The 23,659-nt window shown below is 32.4% G+C and carries 16 protein-coding genes and 5 pseudogenes; 3 read left to right on the forward strand and 18 right to left on the reverse strand.

The genetic code is table 11. The features are described 5' to 3' along the window. Positions 1-838: 838 nt before the first annotated feature. Positions 839-1,148: pseudogene (locus V7S50_RS17225) on the forward strand (IS4 family transposase); the annotation flags it as partial. A 241-nt stretch (positions 1,149-1,389) separates the two neighbouring features. Here the strand turns inward: V7S50_RS17225 and V7S50_RS17230 are convergent. From V7S50_RS17230 to V7S50_RS17250, 6 genes and pseudogenes are all read right to left on the reverse strand, one after another. Next, positions 1,390-1,896 (reverse strand): GNAT family N-acetyltransferase, encoded by a 507-nt coding sequence (locus V7S50_RS17230; RefSeq protein ID WP_242254467.1) that lies wholly within the window; start codon positions 1,894-1,896, stop codon positions 1,390-1,392. 284 nt (positions 1,897-2,180) lie between these two features. After that, positions 2,181-2,380: pseudogene (locus V7S50_RS17235) on the reverse strand (ATP-binding cassette domain-containing protein); the annotation flags it as partial. 408 nt (positions 2,381-2,788) lie between these two features. Beyond that, complete coding sequence (locus V7S50_RS17240) at positions 2,789-3,001, reverse strand: alpha/beta-type small acid-soluble spore protein (protein WP_071759488.1); 213 nt, start codon at positions 2,999-3,001, stop codon at positions 2,789-2,791. A gap of 669 nt (positions 3,002-3,670) precedes the next feature. Then, the gene (gene colA, locus V7S50_RS17245) at positions 3,671-6,553 is read right to left on the reverse strand and encodes a collagenase ColA (RefSeq protein ID WP_242254469.1); all 2,883 of its coding nucleotides are present in this window, start codon (positions 6,551-6,553) and stop codon (positions 3,671-3,673) included. Positions 6,554-6,957: 404 nt separating this feature from the next. Beyond that, a pseudogene (locus V7S50_RS34060) lies at positions 6,958-7,243 on the reverse strand (protein adenylyltransferase Fic); the annotation flags it as partial. 211 nt (positions 7,244-7,454) lie between these two features. Next, positions 7,455-8,645, reverse strand: a complete 1,191-nt coding sequence (locus tag V7S50_RS17250) for an MFS transporter (protein ID WP_242254471.1) — start codon at positions 8,643-8,645, stop codon at positions 7,455-7,457. Positions 8,646-9,003: 358 nt separating this feature from the next. Here V7S50_RS17250 and V7S50_RS17255 point away from each other — a divergent pair, with 358 nt between their 5' ends. Then, positions 9,004-9,591, forward strand: coding sequence for a TetR/AcrR family transcriptional regulator (locus V7S50_RS17255; RefSeq protein WP_242254710.1), 588 nt, complete (start codon positions 9,004-9,006; stop codon positions 9,589-9,591). 279 nt (positions 9,592-9,870) lie between these two features. Here V7S50_RS17255 and V7S50_RS17260 read toward each other — a convergent pair. From V7S50_RS17260 to V7S50_RS17310, 11 genes and pseudogenes are all read right to left on the reverse strand, one after another. Continuing rightward, positions 9,871-10,134 (reverse strand): annotated as a pseudogene (locus V7S50_RS17260) (linear amide C-N hydrolase); the annotation flags it as partial. 134 nt (positions 10,135-10,268) lie between these two features. Further along, positions 10,269-10,568: an ArsR/SmtB family transcription factor gene (locus tag V7S50_RS17265; protein WP_242254473.1), complete on the reverse strand. Its 300-nt coding sequence runs from the start codon at positions 10,566-10,568 to the stop codon at positions 10,269-10,271. Between the two features lie 353 nt (positions 10,569-10,921). Then, positions 10,922-12,241, reverse strand: coding sequence for an aromatic amino acid transport family protein (locus V7S50_RS17270; RefSeq protein ID WP_242254479.1), 1,320 nt, complete (start codon positions 12,239-12,241; stop codon positions 10,922-10,924). A gap of 293 nt (positions 12,242-12,534) precedes the next feature. After that, positions 12,535-13,425 carry an L-serine ammonia-lyase, iron-sulfur-dependent, subunit alpha gene (gene sdaAA, locus V7S50_RS17275; protein WP_242254481.1) on the reverse strand — a complete coding sequence of 297 codons (891 nt, stop codon included), beginning with the start codon at positions 13,423-13,425 and terminating at the stop codon, positions 12,535-12,537. Positions 13,426-13,447: 22 nt separating this feature from the next. Beyond that, positions 13,448-14,146: a serine dehydratase beta chain gene (locus tag V7S50_RS17280; RefSeq protein WP_242254483.1), complete on the reverse strand. Its 699-nt coding sequence runs from the start codon at positions 14,144-14,146 to the stop codon at positions 13,448-13,450. Between the two features lie 951 nt (positions 14,147-15,097). After that, complete coding sequence (locus V7S50_RS17285; RefSeq protein ID WP_071759482.1) at positions 15,098-15,256, reverse strand: chemotaxis protein; 159 nt, start codon at positions 15,254-15,256, stop codon at positions 15,098-15,100. An 81-nt stretch (positions 15,257-15,337) separates the two neighbouring features. After that, on the reverse strand, positions 15,338-16,612 hold the full coding sequence (gene ectB / locus V7S50_RS17290) for a diaminobutyrate--2-oxoglutarate transaminase (RefSeq protein ID WP_242254487.1): 1,275 nt from the start codon (positions 16,610-16,612) through the stop codon (positions 15,338-15,340). Between the two features lie 79 nt (positions 16,613-16,691). Then, positions 16,692-19,022 (reverse strand): carbamoyltransferase HypF, encoded by a 2,331-nt coding sequence (gene hypF / locus V7S50_RS17295; protein WP_242254489.1) that lies wholly within the window; start codon positions 19,020-19,022, stop codon positions 16,692-16,694. 10 nt (positions 19,023-19,032) lie between these two features. Further along, positions 19,033-20,061: a hydrogenase expression/formation protein HypE gene (gene hypE / locus V7S50_RS17300; RefSeq protein ID WP_242254490.1), complete on the reverse strand. Its 1,029-nt coding sequence runs from the start codon at positions 20,059-20,061 to the stop codon at positions 19,033-19,035. An 82-nt stretch (positions 20,062-20,143) separates the two neighbouring features. After that, positions 20,144-20,725, reverse strand: a complete 582-nt coding sequence (locus V7S50_RS17305) for an isochorismatase family cysteine hydrolase (RefSeq protein WP_242254492.1) — start codon at positions 20,723-20,725, stop codon at positions 20,144-20,146. Between the two features lie 203 nt (positions 20,726-20,928). Next, entirely contained in the window at positions 20,929-21,369 is a 441-nt protein-coding gene (locus V7S50_RS17310; RefSeq protein WP_242254494.1) for an Lrp/AsnC family transcriptional regulator, read from the reverse strand. 150 nt (positions 21,370-21,519) lie between these two features. On the opposite strand from V7S50_RS17310, the gene V7S50_RS17315 reads away from it, so the two are divergent. Further along, positions 21,520-22,815 (forward strand): APC family permease, encoded by a 1,296-nt coding sequence (locus tag V7S50_RS17315; protein ID WP_242254496.1) that lies wholly within the window; start codon positions 21,520-21,522, stop codon positions 22,813-22,815. 233 nt (positions 22,816-23,048) lie between these two features. On the opposite strand, the pseudogene V7S50_RS17320 reads toward V7S50_RS17315, so the two are convergent. After that, positions 23,049-23,132, reverse strand: a pseudogene (locus V7S50_RS17320) (N-acetylmuramoyl-L-alanine amidase); the annotation flags it as partial. Positions 23,133-23,659: the final 527 nt, after the last annotated feature.

Raw genomic sequence — 23,659 nt, forward strand, 5'->3', positions numbered from 1 at the left:
TATTTAATCGTTTGCTCCTTTATTTTTTCTACATTCATTTATGGTATCATTCGATATGAAATCACCGTTATATCCTTTTACATGCATCTTCTTATATAACAATTTAATTTTTACAAGCGGAGTTTATCTATCCACCTTTCGAATATGTTATTTTTTTATAGTAAGCAATGTTAAGACTACAAATTATTCTAAATTACCTAGATGAAACATGGAATTCATTTAAATGATGATTTTTGACTTTAATTGGATCAAAATTTTAATCTAGAACGATTCAAATTTGATGAAATCCTTACCATAATAAACCTTCTAAAACTTAACTAAGTGAATTTATTCTTTGGATAATTATACTTAACAGGCTTTTAACCACTCTAACCGCTTCACTTCATTTACTACAGCTACTTTTGTATTATTGGATACCAAACCATAAATTCTAAATAGGAGAATAAAATAAATTGGAGGACTTCATTGTAACACGCATGCATAAGTTTTAAATATTAAAATTAAAAAATATATTTTTCATTATATTATCTTCATGAATTACTAATAATAGATTGCGAGCTTTTTTGGGCTAGCATCTAAATCAGGGTATTACTAAGATTCAAATGAATAACAGCACCAATCCATATGTATTTTGCGAAATAAACTGTTTTGAACTACCTCACTGCTGAATTACAATTGGATGAACCTTTATAGATTTTGCACGTCTCATCGCTCTATCATTTCCATCTAAATATCTTCTTACTACCATTACTTTTTCCTCTCGTGAAAATTTAACCATAAAAAAGTACACCCCAATTGTTGTTCGTATCTAACATTTGAGGTGTACATCAATTAAGGACAACTTGAATATCATTTATATGGACAATTAATTAGTACCTTTCTTTATTCCTCCACCATGTTTCAAATGCGCCAATTACTCTCAGCAAGACGGAACGAGAATTAAGCGAATATAAAGCGATTTATATCATAAAAGATTATTTTTCACTTCTTTATCAATCTTTACAAAAGACACCCAAGAATTAACAAAGATATTGTTTCGTCTGTTTAATCTCTTACAGAAAAACGGACGAAAATCCCATAGGTATAAGAAGAAAACATTCATTGATATCTTAGGCATCGTATATAATTTTTCTATGTCCCACAATTAGGTAGTGTAATCCAAAAAAATAAAGCCCGATAGGGTTTATTTAGTATGCAAATTTTTAAAGAACTTACACTGGATCTTTAGAAAAAAGAAAAAATCTTACATGAAATTAAACTTGTATAATGTTAGCTTGATGGGCATAGAGCACCACCCACATTTTAATTTTTTTATGGACCAAGCAATTCTCAAAAAATGATAGCACAATTTTAATTATGATTTTGATTTTAATAATGCGTTCTGAGACACTACTCTTCTTCTAAAATAGCGTAATAATATTCATCCCACCATTCATTTCCATGGGGTATACACTTCTTGAAATAGCCTTCTCTCCTCATTCCAATTTTCTCCATCACTCGATATGATGGGATATTTTCTGGCTGACATGTAGCTATAATTCTATGTAATTTCATTTCCTTAAACCCATATTTCAATGTAGCTTGTGCTGCTTCAGAAGCATATCCTTTGTTGAAATATTTAGGATTGAATACCCAACCAATTTCATAAGTATGCTCGCCAAAATATTTATGAAAAACAATATGACCAATCAGAATATTTTCATCTATCAGTATCACAGGAAAGTTCTCAGCATTTTCACCCATATTTTTATTTACAAAGTTTCTTGTATCTTCTTCAGTAAAAACCCCTTCAGGTATGTATTTCATAACATTGCTATCTGATGTATACTCATGAACAGCTTCCCAATCCTTGAATTCAAATTTCCGTATTAGTAATCTTTCTGCTTCTATAAACATTTACTTTTCTCTCCTCAAAAAATCGTTACTTTATTTCAGATTCACATTTAATCTTTAAAAAAAGAACTTGCAGGAATCTCTACAAGTTTTTTTATATCAGGTGAATATATGGGACAAACAAACTATCTTACCGATTCATCATAGAAACTACAGGGGTAGTACTTTGACAACTATATTATATAACAAATATTAACATCCGCAGATTTTATTTTTGAAAATTATGTTAATTAAGAATGAAAGTATCCTTTTCCTTAACTATCCTAACTTCTATTCACTTAAATAAACTACTCAGTTTGATTTTTTAAAACTTCTTGAAAATGCGTAACAACAATTACACAATTAACTTCTTTATGCGCGAGTTCCTGGAACACTCAATAATTTTACTTGCTGTTGGTTCATCAGCAATAAATAAAACAACATAGCAAGATAGTGCCCTAGCAATTACTACACGTTGTCGGTGTTTGCCACTTAATTGAATTAAATTAAATGAACGTTGCTGAGTATAAAGAATATGTTTACTTTTACTCTAAAAATTCTCTTCTTTAACAAGGTTTTTTGATAAAAATACACAAAAACCCAAAATCATGGGACTTTTATTAAGTGAACTGCTCTATTTGAATTTTAGTTACATAAATTTGAAACTTTCGTGCATACTATGTTTACTCCTTAAATTCATAGATGTAATGTTCTTATGGCAGTTAGCTTTTGCTAACTGCTTTTTATTATTAAGTATGTTCCAAAATGATGAATTCCTAACTATTAGGTTAGCTCTTGCTATCTACAAAAGGAGTTTGATGTTTTACTTAAATACCCTAAAGATACTCTACTCATATATTTTCCAATAAAAAAGGAGATATATATAATCTCCCCTTCTAATCCATAAACTATATCATTAGCGAGTGAATCCTCCACCAAGTTGTTGTTCAGCCATTGCCACTAGACGTTTTTTGATTTCACCACCAACAGATCGGTTTGAACGAGCTGTTGCGTCTGCACCAAGTTGTACACCAAACTCTTGTGCGATTTCATATTTCATTTGATTGATTGCACTTTCAGCACCACGAACTAATAATTCGTTACGGCTTCCACTATTATTGTTTGCCATCATTACGTATACTCGTTAATTTTCATGTCTATACTGTTTAGAGAAGGTATTCCATGCCATTCGGATTGACCTCCAGCACATGATAAGTTTATAGCCGTTCCTATAATTAGGAACGGTCTTATTTCATTCAACTATCCTTTTTTATTACAGTAACTGTTTTTTTTGATAAGCATTACTACACAGTTTCTTCTGTTCAAGATACATTTTCACTAAAATCATTCAAATTCTCTTCACTATTTAATACATATGTTTCATATAATAGTCTTTAATATTCATTCATACGATTAAACCATAGTCTTTTATTTTTATAACTTTTACACTTAATTCTAATACGCCCTTATTTGCATGATTAGAATGTGCAGCTTCATGCTGTCCAAAATGGCTTGTATTCCGCTCCATCTAAATAAATTAAAAGTTATAGCATGTATTTTTAGCTAGGGGTAACGATAACATTTCAGAAACCTCATGCTACGCAAATTTGGATAAGAAAAGTGTCTCTGTTACACCCTGTACCAGAGACAAACTATTTACTTTTTCTTGATAACCAAACTTTTCACAAAGAAAGAATTTAAACAATTTATAGAACTAATACTTGAGAAAAAATAGAAGCAGCCTATCGTGACAGACTCCTCCTGAAATACAACCCTTGTATACATATAGGAAATGAATTTATTTTACCAATAATGAATATTCACCATTTTTATCATCGAATTTATAAACATTCAAATAATATTTGCCTGGTTTCGCTTCGAATTTCCCCTTTATAGTATTTCCTTCATCTTCACCACAAGCTACGTAATTTTGCATGTCTGATTCATGATAAAGTACCCATGTCATCCCAATATTTTGTTCATTTACCACAGAAATATCTACTTCTTTTGGATCTGTAACATCAAACGTATAAACATCTGTTTGATCAGGAGTAACCAGATTTCCTTTTACAAGCGTATTAAACAGGAGTACCTTCTCCTCTTCATGGGATTCACCTGTTTGCGGATCTTGTTTTACAGTAACTTTTGTTTGTTCTTTGCTTTCTTTTCCTCTACGATCTTTCACAGTTAGTTCCACAGTGTATGTTCCTTTTTCTTCATATACATGGGTAGGATTTGCTTCTATACTTGTTGTACCATCTCCAAAGTTCCATAGATAAGAAATAACTTTTCCATTTTCACTTTTTGTACCATCGCTATGAAATTGAATCTCTTCATTTACTATCCCGCTGTATGGTCCATTCATATTTACTATAGTAGTTGTTTTTTTCTTTTCCTCTGTTGCAACACCATGAAAAACAATATCATATTCAAACTGGTTAGCTGCATTCACACGATAGTTTACAAAATAGGCTGTAACTGTTTTATAACCACTCCAACCTCTTTGGGATAACTGCTCCAAAGTTCGATTTACTTGTTTACTCATCGTTTTCCAATCTTCAGACTCACCTTTTGATGTACCACCTGTGTACTTGCCTTCCACGGTAAATGTATTAAAGAATTGCGACTCATATTTTGTAATTTTTGCATCTTTTATATTTGATACATCCACAATTTCGTTTTTCACTTCAGCTAACGGCTTTGGTGCGTGTTGAATTAAATAATCATTTGTTACTTGCGGTACATTATATTTATCTTGATTATCAATCAACTGCTGCATATACGCTTGATATTCTGCATTCAATTGTGTATTATTGCTCAATGATTCACGATATGAGTCATAATTTTTCACATCGTTTGCACGGATTAAATCTTGAAGCTTATCAAATGTTTCAAATTGATGATTATACAAATATGACTGTAGTGCAAAGGAATACTTATAAAAGTCCCATGATCCATATTTTGAGAACAAAGTTTGCTTTGCTGTATAACGGCTTGCTGGATCAGATGATAAGCCACTTATCATACTTTTACGCGGAACAACATTATTTGTACGTGTAGATCCTGCAAAAAATTCTGCATTCCCTTCTTGGAACCAAGTTAATCGTTCATTTTGATACATTTCTCCGCTTCCAAATAAACCAGGAACCTCATACCTTCCTTGTAAATAATGAGTGAATTCATGACGGAATAACTCTTCTAAACTATAAATACTCTGCTTTGGCGTACGCTCATATGTAAAGAAGGTCCCCTTCTCTTCAATATAAATTCCACCGTTGTTTGTTTCATATCCATATAATTGTCTATTTAATTGATATTCATCTGGATTATTATAAATTACTATTGTTAGTACATCATCAGCGTTACCCGGTTCTAGTGCTTTATCATTACCAATTACACGGTGATATTGCGCTTTTACTTCTTTGGCTGCCCAATATAATCTCTTAATTTTTTCTTCTGTTACTTTATCTCCCGTCTTGAAGACAATTGATCCGTCATCAAATGTATATGTTTTAGGTAAGTATTGTCGTTTCCCTTCTTCACGTATTTTCTGTAGATCTACTGCATTTCCACTATAATCTTTTCCACCATAGTTTGTTTTAATTTGTTCTACTGCTACAAAATAAGGTCCACTTAGACGAGGATACAAGCTCATTGCTTGTGTAATAACTTCCAATCCTTTGTATGGATTACTATGAAATTTCCCTAAACGACCTGCATAATAAATGCCATTATTAATTAGCCAACTATTTTCATTTGTTATATTCCCCACGAGAGCAATTCTATTAACCTCATTTATAAAGTTATCAATCTTTCCATACCACATTGTTTCATTAGGTTGCTTATTCGTATCTTGCAAATAAGACTGTATATCATAATCAATTCCTTTTACAATTTCATATACAGCTTGTCCTTTCGCATAATCGCTTACATACGTAGTAAGATTATCATTATATTGTTTTAAAACATTTACCGCATACTGTACTGTTTCAGTATCACTAGAGGCATTACCAATTAATTTTCCATACGCAGCTACTACTCTATCTTGCTCAGCTGTACCTAATGTAAAGTTTGGATTTTTCGCAATCGCTTTCAATGCTGGTAAACATTTTTCATGGAAGCTTCTCTCTTTTAAGTAACTTAATTCATTATTATAATATCCCACATAAAAAGCAGAACGTAATACTTCAACAAATGTTTCAATGCCCTTTGAGTTTTCTTTCGTAAACGTCCTTCCTCTTTGTCCTAATTCATTAATGATAACGTTCATGCGTTCTTTATTCTGATAAAATGCTTTCGTATCTTGATTGAATTGAAATAAATCCGTAATTTGATTCCAAGAAATTTTTGATAATGTATCAATGAGTTCGCTATTAGGCATTTTATTCAGTTCTGCCAGAGTGTAGCTTTGCTTTAATTGAATTTCATCACGTTCCATAACCAGAGTAGGACGTTGTGAAAAATCTCCTACTTTTAAACGCTCTTCAAAAATCAAAGTTTCGTCCGCTTTTGTAGCATGTACAATTTCATCTTTTGAAGTTTCTGTCCCCATTGGTTTCATCTGTAAGATATTATAGGGTGCTTTTTCTTCTGCTGATACGTGTGTCTGAATACTTCCAAATGATAATGCCATCGTACTAATCCCAATCATCATTTGAGTAAATTTTAAGTTCTTGTTCATTACATTTCCTCCATTTATATATTCCACCCAAAAATATAACACTTTATCTTAATAAATCATTATAATATGTATTATTTCATATTTTATTACATGAATCTCCTTATAAACTGATATTAAATAAAACAATATAGAATTTCTTTCTTTTTTCATCCTTACTCATGAATTGAGTATATCTTTTGTTTAAAATTTACGGGTTCATCGTAAAAAACCAAACTCTCTGGCAAGATTTCGTAAGATATTTGGCGATAAAAAGCTTTGAATTTCTTGAGCAAATAGTTGTAATTCATTGGATACAGAAATAGACATACAAAAACGCCATCCTTTCTTATAATTTCACAAAAATACTCGTCAAATTGTAAAATAAAAAGGGCTATCTCAGTCCTTTTTGTTTTACAAATCCTCTTATCATATTCGGTATATCCCTCATAATAGTAACTAATATTAATACCTTTCATGAATATTTCATGAATATTTCATGACTATTTATTTCATCTACGAATGCATTTTGGAGTAAATACATAATTTCAATATCTTTAATTGGGCTGCGTTTCATTGACAGTAAATAATCTTCTTTATCAATTTTATTGCAGTCGACCACCTGATGAAGTTCATTTTTAAAGATTAAATCTAGCCATATTCTAGTCGCTCTACAGTTTCCTTCTCTAAAGGGTGGGCTATATTCATTTCAACTTAAAGAGAGTTTATGTTTTGACACAAGCTCTTTTTTATTGCTTTTCAAATATATTAAACAAGGTGAGTCTTTTTCAATTACAGCAATATAGAAAAAAAGTCTGGTTCTGATGTAAAAACTTCAAAATAACCCCAATTTATCTATAAAACTCGGACATACCAATGAAGAAGCATTCAAACGAATCCGGGCTGTTTAAATTTGATTATAAAACTATTTTTCTCTAGCAAAATAAAGCAAGGCTATGGTCGGAAAAGCGATTCCTATCCATAATGTTAGATTCCATCCTCCTAAGGCATATGCCCATCCTCCAATAAAGGATCCAACAGCACCTCCTAAAAAGAAAATAGCCATAAATAGCCCGTTTAATCGACTACGAATTTCTGGATTCAACGAGAAAATTAAACGTTGGCTAAGTACAAGGTTTGCAGATACCCCCATGTCTAACAGAATTGCAGCAATTACTAAAACAGCTATTCCACAGGGTGAGCTACTTTGAATAAAAAGTGGGAGTATTAAAGAAATAATAACAACAGTGAGAGCTATCCCAGTGGCGGGTCGTGTCCAGCCAAGATCAGCTAGACGACCACCTATTGGAGCGGCTATTGCACCTGTAATTCCGACAAGTGCATATAATGCTATGGCAGTCTGAGAAAAATGAAAAGCAGGACTAGATAATAATAACGGAATAGTGGTCCAGAATAAGCTGAAAGCCCCAAATACACAAGCATGATAAATGGCGCGACGGCGTAAAATTGGAGTAGTTCGTAGCAGTTGCCACATTGAATTAAGTAAGGCTATATAATTTGTTTTTGCCTTTGGTTTCCTGGTAGGGAGTACTTTCGATAATACAAATGCCAAAACAATAATTACAGTAGCAGATAAAGCAAATATTGCATTCCATCCCCACATATCGGCTACTAGACTAGATATCGGTCGCGCAAGCATAATACCTAACAACAGACCACTCATGACATTGCCAACTACGCGACCACGTGCATTCTCCGATGAAAGATATGATACAAGAGGTACGAGCACTTGCGCTGCGACTGATCCCAGTCCGATAAAGAATGAAGTAATTAACAACAAGATTGCGCTTTTTACCAAAACCATGGCGATGAGTGCAAATGCACTTAAAAATAACAACATAAGTATCAATTTTTTATTCTCAACAATATCCCCCAAAGGTACAAGAAATAGTAAGCCAATAACATATCCAATTTGAGTTAGCGTTACAATTAATCCAGCGCTACTATTAGAAAGCCCAATTTCATTACTAATTACCCCAATTAAAGGCTGTGCATAATAAAGATTAGCCACAATAATACCGCATGCAGTTGCTAAAAGAATGATTAAACCTGATGAAATATCCTTATTAATTGCTTTATTTTTAAAATTAGACATAACTATTTCCTCCCATACTTTTATTTCAAAATTGCTAAATCGCCTTGGCAAGAACTACTGGGATGCCATTTTTTATTGTAATAAATTAAGTCTGAACTACTTTCCATTCTGCTTTTAAAAGGTCCAAGTTTATCTCTTTTTTACCCCCCTTTTCTAAATGTTTTTTAGCAATTTAATTTGTGATTTTTGGAACCTAAATATATCCATACCATTACAAGATGTTAGTTAATTAATAAACTAAACGTTCAGTTCATTAATTAAATAAAATATATACTAAACGTTCAGTTTTGTAAATAGGCTATTTTGTTTTTTGTTCATATTAAGTATACTAAACGTATAGTTTATGTTTTTGAAAGGAATGATTAATGTGCAAGGTAAAAGAGGTCGACCACGTAATATCGAAACCCAAAAGGCCATCCTTTCTGCGTCCTATGAGTTATTATTGGAAAGTGGCTTTAAAACAGTCACAGTCGATAAAATTGCAGACCGTGCTAAAGTCAGCAAAGCTACGATTTATAAATGGTGGCCAAATAAGGCTGCTGTGGTAATGGATGGTTTTCTTTCTGCTGCTGCTGCCAGATTGCCTGTACCTGACACAGGTTCAGCGTTGAATGATATTTTAACTCACGCCACAAGTTTAGCCAGTTTTTTAATCAGTCGAGAAGGAACCATTATCAATGAGTTAGTTGGCGAAGGGCAATTTGATTCGAAACTAGCAGAGGAATATCGTGCTCGATACTTCCAGCCACGTCGACAGCAAGCAAAGCAACTTCTGGAGAAGGGAATGAAAAGAGGAGAATTAAAAGAAAACCTCGATGTTGAATTAAGCATCGATCTCATTTACGGACCAATTTTTTATCGTTTGCTAGTAACCGGTGAAAAGTTGGATGATTCCTATGTACATGACTTGGTTATAAACGCATTCGAAGGGATACGTTTGAAGTAATTAACATATAAACAAAGTTTTAGATTTCCACTGTTTCCTATAATAATGTAACTTGCATTAACTTGAGAAACAAAGTATCTAATTTTTTAAAACTGTTGTATATGGGATTGTCCCCCGTATGCATCAGTTTTAAAACAGGCTTAATCTACAAGCTATTAACGCTTCTTTTTGATTTTTGGCAGGTTGTAATGTTTATTAGTTATTGATTTTTCATTTGAAAATAGATTAAAACCACATAAGAACCCTGAATTTGTATTGTATACAGTTTACCTATTCTAATTAGTTTTCATAAAATATCTTCTGTTTACACAAGAACGGATAGGTTTTAATCTCTTCTGAATCTAAATTTTCATCAAATAAATGAATGGCTGTAATTTGTCTACAATCGTAGATATGATAATAATATGTACCAGACACCATGCACATTGTGCTTGTATAGATAGTATTGTCTAATATACCTTCTTCCGTGATTACTCCACCCTTAGGAACTTCGCAATTTGATAAGATATGAACAACGGCTGATATTCCCTCTTCTTTTAAATCGTGACATATTTTAGATGTTGATGTCATTGGATTAAAGTAATAATTACTTAAAAAATTAATAAATAAAAACCCTCCACAACAAGGAGGGTTTAGTATTCTATATAAGTAAATTTTTAAATGGTAGACTTAATATTTTATTGTATTGGTCCTAATAATCCCATAATTTCTTCAGCTTTTTGGTTTTCGATGCTATAGTAAATTTCTAACCCCTGACGATTTCCTCTTAGAACCTTCCCTCTCATTTTAGATAAGTGTTGGGAAACTGTTGATTGTGGGATTTTTAAAATTTCGGTCATTTGGGTTACGTTTAGTGTTTTATGTTTTGAAAGCTCATTAATCAGTTTTAAACGCATTGGATGTGCCATAAGTTTTAAAAGCTCTACATCCTCTTCTAAAATCGTGTTCTCTACATGCTGATTCGCAAATCTCGTCATAGTATCCGCTCTCCCTTATTTGTTTTCTTCTAACGTAACACAACTTCCGTATTACATAATATTATTATATTTGAATGTTCGTTGTTGAAAAATGATAATTAAAGTATACAACTATAGTTTGTGCTAGTAGTGGAGTTAATGTGTGGTTTGTATGAAGTTTCCATTTACTATTAATCTAGTCTGTTTAAGCTAGTATAAAAGTTATGCATATAATTAAAAAGACAAACTCTCCAAGATGAGGAGTTTGTCCAAAAACATGATCTCTTTAGTTCAACAATATAGAATTCAGTTCCGATAAGAATTTTTATTTTTCCATATCCCACGTTTTTTGCATCAGTACTAACAATAGTGAATTAGAATAATGACTTAATACTTGCTAGAACAGTAAGTATCCCTATAATAATTACAAATACATTGCTCATTTTCCCTCTGTATTTTGCTAGTACTGGTACTTTACGAATCGCATACATCGGTAATAGACATAAGATAGCAGCGACTAACGGACCGCTAAGGGCATCAATGATTCCAAGAATACTTGGATTTGTATAAGCAACATACCAGCATGTTAGTACAACAAAAGTAAGAATCATTGTCTTAACTGTTTTTTCTCCTATATCTTTCCCACGTTTTTTACCGGACTTGATAATCATGTCACGCATTACCTCATACGCTCCTATATAATGGCCAAGGAAAGACTTTGTAATAGCCACAAACGCAATAATAGGAGCCGCAATAGTGATTACTGGCGAATTAAGCTCATTAGCAAGATATGATAGAATTGACAAATTCTGTTCTTTCGCCACCTTAAGATCATCTGGAGTCAAACTTAAAGTACTGCTCCAAACAAAGAACATAACAACAGCGAATGTCATAATATAACAAACTTTTTGTATTTGAGCACACTTGGCATCAGTAGCATCTATTCCATACGTAGCTCTCTGTTTCATAACGAATGACGAAATCATAGGTGAATGATTAAACGAGAATACGATGATTGGTAGTATCATCCAAATCGTTCCGAAATACCCTGTTCCAGTTGAAGCAGTAGAAACACTTGAAAAACTTAGCATTGAAGTATTCCATTGTGGAATTAAAGATATTGCAATAAAAAGTAGAGAAACAATGAAAGGATATACTAGCATGCTCATTATCTTTACAGTAATATCCTGACCAAAATTTAGTATAGTGATAAGACCGAGTACTAATACAAGTGATAAAATAGCCCTTGGAGGCTCCGGCATGTGCAATTGGTGTACAATAAAACTACTTGCAGTATTTGTAAGTGCAACCGAATACATCAGCACGATCGTATAAATTGAGACGAAATATACGATGTTAAAAATGATACTTGCTTTATTTCCGAAATATTCTCTTATTGTACCTGTAATCCCCTCGTCGGCAGAATTTGAAGCGTATATCATTTTAGCAAGCGCCCTATGTGAGTAATACATAACAGGATATGCCAGTATGGTAATTAACAGCAACGATAATAAACCACCTGAACCTGCATTAATAGGTAAGAAGAGTACTCCTGCTCCAATTGCTGTTCCAAATAGACTCAATGCCCAGGTAGTATCTTGTTTATGCCACTTTTTAGGGTCTAGATATTTCTTATTTTTTCCTGTAGTATTATCAGCTTGAAATTCTATGTTTTTTGCAGTATTCCCATTCATATAATAATTCCTCCTTGTTTCCTATTCTTACGTCTTTATTTAAGGTATAGGAATATAGACCGTTCTTTAAAAATGAATTTTTTATAAAGTGCGCCACATCGTATATCCTTCTTTTAAGTTGATCAAAATCAAAAAATTAACGAAACATCAACCTGACGAGTTTGTTACCACTTACAAAATGCTCCAATTATATAGTAGGATATATTATTGATAATTCCCCCAATATCCAGAAATCCTTAAGCGAACAATAGAGAATAGATTGTTAACTATTTCACAATATAGACGTTAACTGTTCATTGATTTGATTGTTTCTCCCCAAATATTTTATTTTTAATGGCAATCCCTGTAGATGTAGCCGCAATTCCACCTAAACCTGTCTCTCTTAATTCGCGAGGCATCTGTCTTCCAACTCTATACATCGCTTCAATAACTTCGTCAGCATTGATGATATTGTTTACGCCGGCTAATGCGATGTCCGCTGCTGCTAAAGCATTTGCCGTTCCAATGGCGTTTCTCTTTACACAAGGAATTTCTACCAAACCAGCGACCGGATCACAAACTAAACCGAGTAAATTTTGTAATGCAATCGAAAAAGCTTCAGAAGATTGCTGTGGTGTTCCACCTGCAGCTTCTACCGCAGCTGCAGCCGCCATTGCTGAGGCACTGCCTACTTCAGCTTGACATCCTCCATACGCTCCTGAAATACAAGCGTTGTTTGCTACTATCGTTCCAATTAACGCTGATGTGAATAGAAAATGTATCATATCTTCATGACTTAACTGCAACGTATCTTTAATACTAAATAGGACTCCCGGAATCGTCCCACTTGCACCTGCTGTTGGAGTTGCACAAATAGCTCCTAATGCAGCATTTACTTCATTAACGCCAATAGCACTTTGAATCCCTAACATCATCAAATCTCCAGAAAGAGTTTTCCTATTTTCTCGATAGTTTTTAATTTTTACTGCATCACCTCCGGTTAAACCGGTAGGAGAAAATACACCGTCGCCCTCGATACTTTTATTTATAGCATTTTGCATAGTTGCTAAATTTCGTTCCATTTTACTCCAAACTTCTTCATAAGAAGCTTTAGTTTGTTCGATTTCCTGTTCAATTGCTAATTTATAAATTGGCTTTTGTCTTTTATTAGCTGCATCCACAATTTCATTTATGGCCATATACATATTTTCTCACTCCTTAATGTAACTAAAGAATAATAAGATTAGCTATATTGCTTAAATTCCCTAATTCCTCCTGAGCATTACCAGGCAATAGCGAATCCAAAGCGAATGCATATAAATATTTTGTTTTATCTTTCAAACTATGAAAGTTGTTAATTTCAACATCATATTGTTTAAAGATTCTGCGTAAGACAAATTCAAAGTCAGCTCTTTCTGAAATCGCAATAACAACTGGCAATGGCCCCTGCAGTTCTAAGCTAAATTCGTCAATTTCAACATGTTTGACTTCAATCAATCCACCACCGACCGAAATACCCATCGTTCTAATACTTCGACTGTCATCCTCTAAATATACATCTGCCGTATTTGGATGACCGGCAGGACTATCACCTAATTTTTCAATAAAGGTAATATCAATTCCTTTAGATTCTGCTATTTTAATAGCATCTGGCACTTTGGTGTCATCGGCAGCAAAGCCTAATATACCAGCAATTATTGCAAAATCAGTTCCGTGACCTTTGTGGGTTTCAGCAAATGATTCATAATACTTTACCACAACTTTTTTTGGAAGACCTTGAAATAATTTATTAGCAACTGTTCCAATAGACAAAGCACCTGCAGTATGTGAACTTGAAGGACCTATCATTATGGGCCCAATCACATCAAAACAACTTTTGTATTTAACAACCTTTTTTTCTTTAATAGATGCTACATTTATGTTCATATAAACACCCCCATAATTTATTATTTTTAATTGCTGTTGAATCTAAGTTATTAGAATGATCAATTCAAAATAAGATCCATTTGATAGCGCTTTCTTTCTTGAGTTGAATAAACTTTCTATTTGATCCACAACCCTTCAACTTACTGGCAAGTTCTTTAGAATTTTTGAACCAAAACGAGGTTTGATATTTTCCCAGAGGTTATAAATTATCTCTCGACGCCCTCATTATAACTTGTATATTTATGAGTTCAATCTTTTTTTATTTTTAGAAAGATTGAATAGACAGAATTTTGAATGGGTAATAAATTACACTTAGTATGTAACAATTATGTCCTTTTTTTGAAGCTGTATTAGTTAATAGAAAAGCAAAAATAACACAGAGTTACTTTCATTAACACATTGATTATATTGGAAAATCATTATAATAATACTTATATTGTCCTTTGTTGGAACATCTTATTTTGGACGTGAAAGCTGTTGTAATAAATGATTATTGAAGATAGAAAGTAATAAGTTAATAAAACATAAAAGCATTTTGTTTAATAATAAAACATCGTGAATATATATACATTATTCAGAAAAAAATAACTTTTCTTTATGAATCCTAAAGTACTACTTTAGAACTATCTACTACTATAAAACAAGATGTTAGCTCTTCTATATAGGTTATATATTATTTATCCCAAAACTCTAATGAAATTGGATATTTAGAAGTGTTTTCTTCATAAATAGAAATTTCACTTGCTGTTTTAATAATTGAATAAATCATTACAACTCAACTATCTTATATGTTAGTTCCTCATCCATTGACTCTCTCCCCACCTATCCATTTTAGGTAAAATAAGAGGATAATATATAAAGAAATATCATCAACGTGCAATTTATAAAAGCAATCCAAAAAAGAAATTCAAAACACCTTTCTTTAATGATGAATGAAAGGTGTTTTGAATTTTAAAATATCATATAACATTTAGAATGATAAACTAATGAAAGAGATGCACTTACTTCTTCTGTGCCAGCAGATATCTCTTCTGTTAATGCAGAAACCTCTTGAATTTGACTTATTATTTTATCTATATCTCTCATAATAGATGAGAATGTTTGATCCACTTTGTGGGCCGCTTCTTTTCCTTCTTCTACCTCAACTACTGCAAATGGTCCGCAAGGTTATTAAGTGCGAGTCGTTCAAACTTAATGAGTTACCTCTTTTAAAATAGTAGAAATACTATCCTCTAACAGTTCCAATCCTTTACTTAAACCTTCTAAGTCTATTGTTAAAGAAGGTAATAACTTAATAACTTCATCACTAGGTCCAGATGTTTCAATAATTAGACCATTTTCAAATGCAACTGAGCAAATCTTTTTAGCTATTCCAAAAGTATTACACGCTATTCCCTGCATAAAGCCTCTCCCTCGAACTTCTCCTTGAAGCTGGGGGTATTTCAAACAAATCCCATTAAGAAAGCTAGTGATTTTTTCACTTTTCCATTTTAATGCATTAATAAACTCTATATCTTGCCAATAATTCAATGCTTCTGTAGCTGCTAAAAATGCTAGATTATTCCCTCGAAACGTTCCATTATGTTCTCCTGGTTCCCACTTATCATATTCTGGTTTAATTAGTGTAATAGCCATCGGAAGGCCAATGCCACTTATAGATTTTGACAAACAAATTATGTCTGGTTTAATGTTCGCAGGTTCAAAGCTAAAAAATGTACCCGTACGTCCGCAACCTGCTTGAATATCATCAACAATCAATAATATATTATATTTTTTACACAGTCTGTCAATCCCCTTTAACCATTGGGAGCTAGCGGTATTTAAACCACCCTCACCTTGAACTGTTTCTAGAATAATTGCAGCAGGTAAATCCACTCCACTTCCACTATCGCCTAATACTTTTTCTAAATATGATAAAGAATTAAGAGAATCTAAATAATTTTCATAAGGCATGATAATACTATTATTTAGTGGTACTCCAGCACCCTTTCTCTTAAAATGATTACTCGTTATCGAAAGTGATCCTAAACTCATTCCATGAAAAGCATTAGAAAAACTTATGATATTTGTTCGTCCAGTCACTTTTCGAGCAATTTTCAGTGCACTTTCAACAGAATTTGTACCTGTTGGACCAGGAAACATAATTTTATAGTTTAAATCACGTGGTTCCAAAATAATTTTGTTAAAGTGCTTTAAAAAATTCACTTTAGCACTTGTTCCCATATCAAGACTATGAATAATACCATCTTCTAAAAGATAATCTATTAATACCTGTTTCATTTTTTCATCATTATGTCCATAATTAAGAGCACCAGCACCTGAGAAAAAGTCAATATACTCTTTTCCATCTACATCCCATAATTTATACCCTTTAGACTTAGTAAAAATTGTTGGAAAGCTTCTACTATAACTTCGAACTTTGGATTCCAGTTCATTAAATATATCCATTTTTGAACTAACTACCATAAAAGAGCACCTCCTAATTTTTCTTTTTTGCTATACTCACAAAGAATAATGAAAAGTTATATAATTTCTATCCTAAATTTTATACTGAATGCGTATCTTTATAGCGATGAGCTGCTATTGCTGCTTGACCAAGAGAGATTCCCCCATCGTTGGTAGGTACTTGTTTGTGCGTGTAAACCTCGAATTTACAAGCCTTAAGTGACTTATAGGTTTCTACAAGTAAAAACTTATTTAAAAATACTCCCCCACTAAGAACTAGTTTATTAATCCCTGTTTCTTGACGAATTTGTTTACAGGTTTCTGTAATCATCTGAACCATTGTATAATGAAAACGATAGCTTAATTCACCCTTGGTATACTTATTTTTAAGTATCAAAGATACCAACTCTTTAAACATAGGTTTTATATCAATTTTTCTAATTCCATTCGAAGCAACTATTTCATAAGATAATAAAGGATTGGAAGAATTATTGATATCAATCGCTTGCTCCAACTCAATAGCAGCCTGCCCTTCATATTGGACTGTTTCACGGACACCCAATAGTGCTGAAACAGCATCAAAAAGCCTTCCCATACTTGAAGTAAGAGGAGAATTAATTCCTTTTTGAATCATTTTTATAAGTACATCTAGTTCAAAATTATTTCGCTCTGAAATTATCTTTATTGGTAATTCTTTGACTTGTTCACCATATATTTGCGTCAATATTCCTAAAGCAATTCTATACGGTTCTTTAACAGCTTTATCACCGCCTGGCAGCTGAAAGTAATCGATATATGCCGCTCTTTGATAATTAAGAAAATCACCGATAAAAAACTCTCCACCCCAAATATTCCCATCATCACCATAACCCGTACCATCTAAAATAACTCCTAAAACAGGACCATCTAATTGATTATCAACCATACAAGAAGCCATGTGGGCATGATGATGCTGAACCTGTATAACTGGTAAAACTTTTTGATCAAATGCATATTTTGTACTATAAAAATCAGGATGAAGATCACTTGCAATTACAGAAGGACTGATTTCAAAGATTTTTTGTAAGTGAGCTATAGTATTTTTAAACGATTCATAAATTTTATAGTTTTTTAAATCACCAATATGATGACTAATAAAAGCTTTTTCGTCTTTAGTTAAACAAATCGTATTCTTTAATTCTGCTCCTAAAGCAAGTACATTAGGTGATCCTTCTTTAAAATCAATAGGGTTTGGTACATAACCTCTAGCGCGACGAATTATGTGTAATTTTGTTATTTCATCATCTAAATCAATTGCTCTAACAATAGAGTCATCTACTCTAGTAAATATCTCCCTATTGTGTACTAAATAATAATCTGCAATTCCTTTTAGCTGCTCAATTGCATCTCCATCTTTATATACAATTGGTTCATCAGAAACATTGGCGCTCGTAGCTATTAATGCAATAAAATTCCCTCTTAAAATGAGATGATGAAGTGGTGTATAGGCTAACATTACCCCATAGGTATTATTATTAGGTGCAACATCTGAAGAAATATACTCATTTTCCTTTTTGTTCAATAGCACAATTGGCCGTTCTTTAGATACTAATAAAGCTTCTTCATTTTTTGTTATTTCAGCAAAATTTTTCACATCATCTAATTGAGATGACATTAAAGCAAAAGGTTTTTCATCCCGTTTTTTTCTTTTTCTTAATTCTTTTACAGCTTCATGATTCATTGGATCTACAACTAAGTGATATCCACCTAACCCTTTAATGGCTAGTATTTTCCCCTTTTTTAACAAATCAATAGTTTTCTCTATTGGATTATCAGTGGGGACATTTGTACCATCTGCTGTTTTCAATTGAACTTGTGGTCCACATTTCCAGCAAGCATTTGGTTGTGCATGGAATCTCCGATCCAATATGTCTTTGTATTCTTTATCACACTCTTTGCACATAGGAAATTTTGCCATTGTAGTATACGGTCTATCATAAGGAATATCTTTTATTATTGAATATCTAGGTCCACAATTTGTACAATTAATAAATGGATAACGAAACCTTCTATTCGTTGGATCAAATAATTCTTCTAAACATTCATTACATACATAAGTATCAGGAGATATTAAAGTTTGCCTACTGCTATGTTTTTGGCTACTCAAAATATCAAAAGAGCTATAACGATTATTGGATTCTTGTTCCTCTATCAATTTAACCTCTTGCACATAAGCCAATTCTGGGGAATTAAATTCTATGTCATGAATAAAATGCGTAATATTATTTTGTTCCCCTTCTACTTCTATAAGCACTCCATTTGAATCATTTAACACCCATCCGTTTAGATGATACTTTTTTGCTATTCTATATACGAAAGGTCTAAAACCAACACCTTGCACAATGCCTTTAACTTGATACTTTTTTATAAACACATTTATTACCTTTTTCATAAATTGTCTCCTAACATAATCGAGGTAATTCTGCCCCATATAATAACTCAATGAGTTTTAATTCACCTGATTTTGCTTCCATTAGCACTTGTCTTTCTTGTGTTTGAGTAACTTTACCAATTACCGCAGCTTCTTTACCATATTTAGTATTTTGTAGTACTCTCACGACTTCTTCACTTACCTCTGGAGACACAAACATACAAACATTACCCTCATTAGCTAGATACATAGGATTAACACCTAACATGTCGGCAGCCATAATAGTTTCTGCTAACATCGGAATATCTTTTTCTTGTATTTTTATTCCAGTATTAATTGTTTCTGAAACTTCATTTAAAACTGTACCTAACCCGCCTCTTGTAATATCTCGCATACAATGTATAGAATCACCAAAATGGTTTTTTAACTCTGAAATCATATGATTTAATGGTGCACAATCACTATTTATTCTCTGTTCAAACCCTAATCCTTCTCTTATGGAAAGGATATGTATACTATGGTTTCCTAGTTGTCCTGTTATAATGATATCGTCACCTTCTTGAATAGAGTTTACCGAAAATGGTGATACCTCTCCTTCAAAAACTCCAATTCCAGTTGTATTAATAAAAATTTTGTCTACTTCACCTTTTTTAACAACTTTTGTATCTCCAGCAACAATATACACTCCAGCTTCTTTCGCGGTCTCTCTTATAGAATCTAATATTTCTTCCAAATCTTTAATTGGAAACCCCTCTTCTAGTACTAACGCCAATGATAGATAAAGTGGTTTTGCACCACTAACCGCTAAATCATTAACCGTTCCACAAACTGCTACTTTACCTATATTCCCCTCACCAAAAAAGATAGGATCAATAACAAAAGAATCTGTTGTCATCGCTAATCTTCTACTACTTACCTCAAGGATGGCACTATCCTCCATTTTTCCAAGGTGAACATCTTCTAGTTTTGCAGTAATAATTGAACTAATTAAATCATGACTCAATAGTCCTCCTGTTCCATGATCTAAAATTATATTTTCTAAATCTTTAGTTAATTTCATGTGTTAAAACTCCTTTTCATTTTTATTTTTGAAAAATAATATCACTTGCTACATAGAACAAGTGATATTACAACGTATTTACTTACGGAATTGCAACTCCATCAAAAGAAATATCTTCATTTTTAGAAATCGAATTGCAGATTTCTTCGATACTCATAATCTTTGCACAATATGAACCTAACCATTTTAAAGCTCGTTCTTTATCTTCAGCCTTCGCTGAAACAACCGCATCTTCTGGTACGATTACATTATAACCACGGAAAAATCCATCCGCTGCAGTTGTTTGTACACAAATTTGAGTTTGCATACCTGTAATAATAATTGTATCTACACCTAAATTTTTTAAGGTTTCATCAAGATTTGTCTCAAAAAAACCACTATCCTTATTTTTCTCCATAATAATATCTTTTTCATGAAGAAACTCAGGTAAGATTTCTGCACCTTTAGATCCCTTTGTGACTGGTAAAAAATCACCATATCGTTCAGCTTTCGGATCATCTGCTAAGTTAATTAACTGCAGGTGAATAATAGAAACATCATTTTCTCTCATAGTATCTAAGAAAGACACCATTTTAGGCGTAAACTCCTCCACAGCTGCAATTCTATCCTCATTTTTATTAACCAAATCGTACTGTAAGTCATTTGTAAGCACTGCATATTTCATAATAATCCTACCTCCAATTAACTAAGAATTTAATTTTTCTAAAATACAATGTTCATTATTCCACCAAAAGTAAGAATATGTCAAATATTATTTTTTATCTAAATTTTCTAAATAATTTTCTGAAAATTAATACCTAATAGGACTCTATTTCCCATTAGGTATTAATTTTACGCTTTTTATTTAGAATAATCGCTCATATGTAATTATAGTTTTTCACTCTCTGTAAAAAATGATTTATGTTCTACTGGAGAAGAAAGCACTATTAAGGTTGTAGGCTTTCCATACTCTAAGCACAAATTGATATAGTCTTCGAGTGTATGTACAGATTCCGTCACTACCTTTGTTAGATAACTATACATACCAGCAATACGGTGACATTCAACCACATCTGAATGTTCCATTGCAAACTTTTTATATTTGTTGCAATCCCTTGGTTCCATCAAAACAAACGCAGTAATATGTTTTTTTAATCCTTTCGGATTAACAATCGTGCGATAACTTATAATTACCCCTTGTTCTTCAAGTCTTCTAACTCGCTCTGTGACAGAAGGGGAACTCAGACCTACCAGTTTTCCTATTTCAACCATACTTAAACGTGCATTTTCCTGAAGATGAGAAAGAATCTTTAAATCTGTTTCATCCATTGCTGGGCCTCCCCTTGATTAATTAAGAAAACATTTAATAATTCTTAAATTTTTTAAGAAAATTATAATTAATACATAAATTATAGCATGTTATCCTTTTTTAAAACTTTATATAATTAATATCAATTAATGAAAGAGAGGCTGAGAATCTTGACACAACAATCATTGAAACGCTCAATTACTTGGGTACAGGGGACCGCATTAACCATAGGAGCTGTGTTAGGTTGTGGAATCCTAATTTTACCTTCAATTACTGCAAATAGCGCTGGACCAGCTTCAATTTTATCTTGGGTTATCATGTCTATATTAGCTTTTCCTATTGTAGCGACTCTAGCGCGTCTTGCTAAAATGATTCCTAGTGCTGGAGGAATTACAGCTTATGTTCAAATGGCATTTAATGCAAATACAAGTGCCATCCTAGGCTGGATTATGTTAGGTTCTATTCCTATTGGAGTACCTATTATTGCTTTAACAGGTGCCCATTATATTGGATATGTTTTTCCAATAAGCAATCTTAGTGTTATAGGAATTGCAGCATTAATTTTAATTACCTCTTTACTCTTACATATAAAAGGGATCGAGCTATCATCAAAAGTTAGTGTGTTTGTAATTTGTATTATTTCACTTTTAATAGTTGTCGCTGTTATCGTTTCTATACCATATGTAAAATTAAGTTCTTTTACACCATTTGTACCAAACGGGTGGTCTTCCGTTGGCGCTTCTTCTGTAATTATCTTTTTCTCATTTGTAGGGTGGGAAATGATAACCCCATTAGCTGAAGAATTTAAAAGGCCCGCTAAGGATATTTCGATTAGTTTATTTTTAGGAGCAATTTGTATCTCCATTATGTACATTGCAATATCTTTTGTAACAATAGGGACCCACTCATATGGTGATAAGGACCAGATAGCTTCCCTTAGTATTCTAATATCAAAAGGATTAGGACCGATAGGTACATATATAACAACTATTTTAGCAATTTTCATTTCGTTTAGTGCTGTACATGCTAACATTGCAGGTTTTTCAAGGATGATTTACGCTCAAGCTAGAGAAGGACATTTCCCTTCCTTCTTTGCTAAGTTACATTCTCAATTTCAAACCCCAACTAGGGTATTACTAGTTTTAGGAGGAATTTTTAGTTGTATTTTAATTTTTTATGGTATGGCACGACCAAATTTAGAAATGCTTCTTAAAGGTCCTAGTGTAATATTTATTACCTCATATATTTTTACAATGCTAGCTGCTCTTAAATTATTAAAAGTGCGAGATATAGGTTGGTGGATGGCCTTCCTATCTCTAATTATATGTATTATTGTATACTCATTTAGTGGTTGGGCTATTTTCTATCCAGTTATCTTATCAATTATCGGTTGGATTTATATAGTTATGAATAAGAAGTATAGTACTATAACCAATCATCAAGTAAATACATCAAATGAAAATTAGTTTCTACTCCTATAAACTAATACCACAAATTATATACTGTTATTAACACTATCCAGGTTGGAATAAGTACAGTTTCAGCTAACTTATAATTAGATCCATGTAATTTAATAAAATATGAATGATTAATAGAAGTTATTTTTCATCTTTCAATTAACAACCCTTTTTTATAACGTACCTCTGCAAAGAAACGTTATAAAAAAGGGTGATTAATTATGCGCAGACCCTCTTTCCCCTTACTTCACATATACATAAGTTTCATTTGCAATTACAAAGTAGGTTTTATCCTTACTGTTGTGTATTTTATATTGTAGCGAACCTGCACCAAAACAGTATAAATATAGGTTCTCGTGCAGTTTTTTTAAACTATAATAAACTCCGGAAAACCAACTAAGGAGCATAATAGATGAGATATGTTAAAGAAAAGTAGTTTGAGAAAGATAATATGTCTGAAATTCTAAAGAAACGTGGTATTTCAATTTACCCAACGACCATTATGCACTAAATTCGTGAATACGAAAATTTTATCCGTTATTTTTGAAAAACAACAAAGCAAAAATACCTTTAGAAATGGATGAACCTTATATAAATGTCAACTAATCTATGTAGAAAAACGTTCACTTAATTTGCATAAAATTACTCAACTTCGGGAGCTAAGTGGTTCTTGAGGGATGATAAGAACACCTGTAGATACTTCAATGTAATTACATAATGGTGTGAGTTATATACTTACAATTTTTTGGTTAAACCATACACATAAAACAACTAACTCCTTTGCTCAATATCTTCTTTAGCTAGGTGTTCTAGAGCACAAGGAAATATATATCGTTGCAATTTTCTACTTAAT

Origin of the sequence: Bacillus sp. CCNWLW194 (genome assembly GCF_037120585.1) — a bacterium.
GTDB classification, from domain to species: Bacteria; Bacillota; Bacilli; order Bacillales; family Bacillaceae_G; genus Bacillus_A; species Bacillus_A basilensis.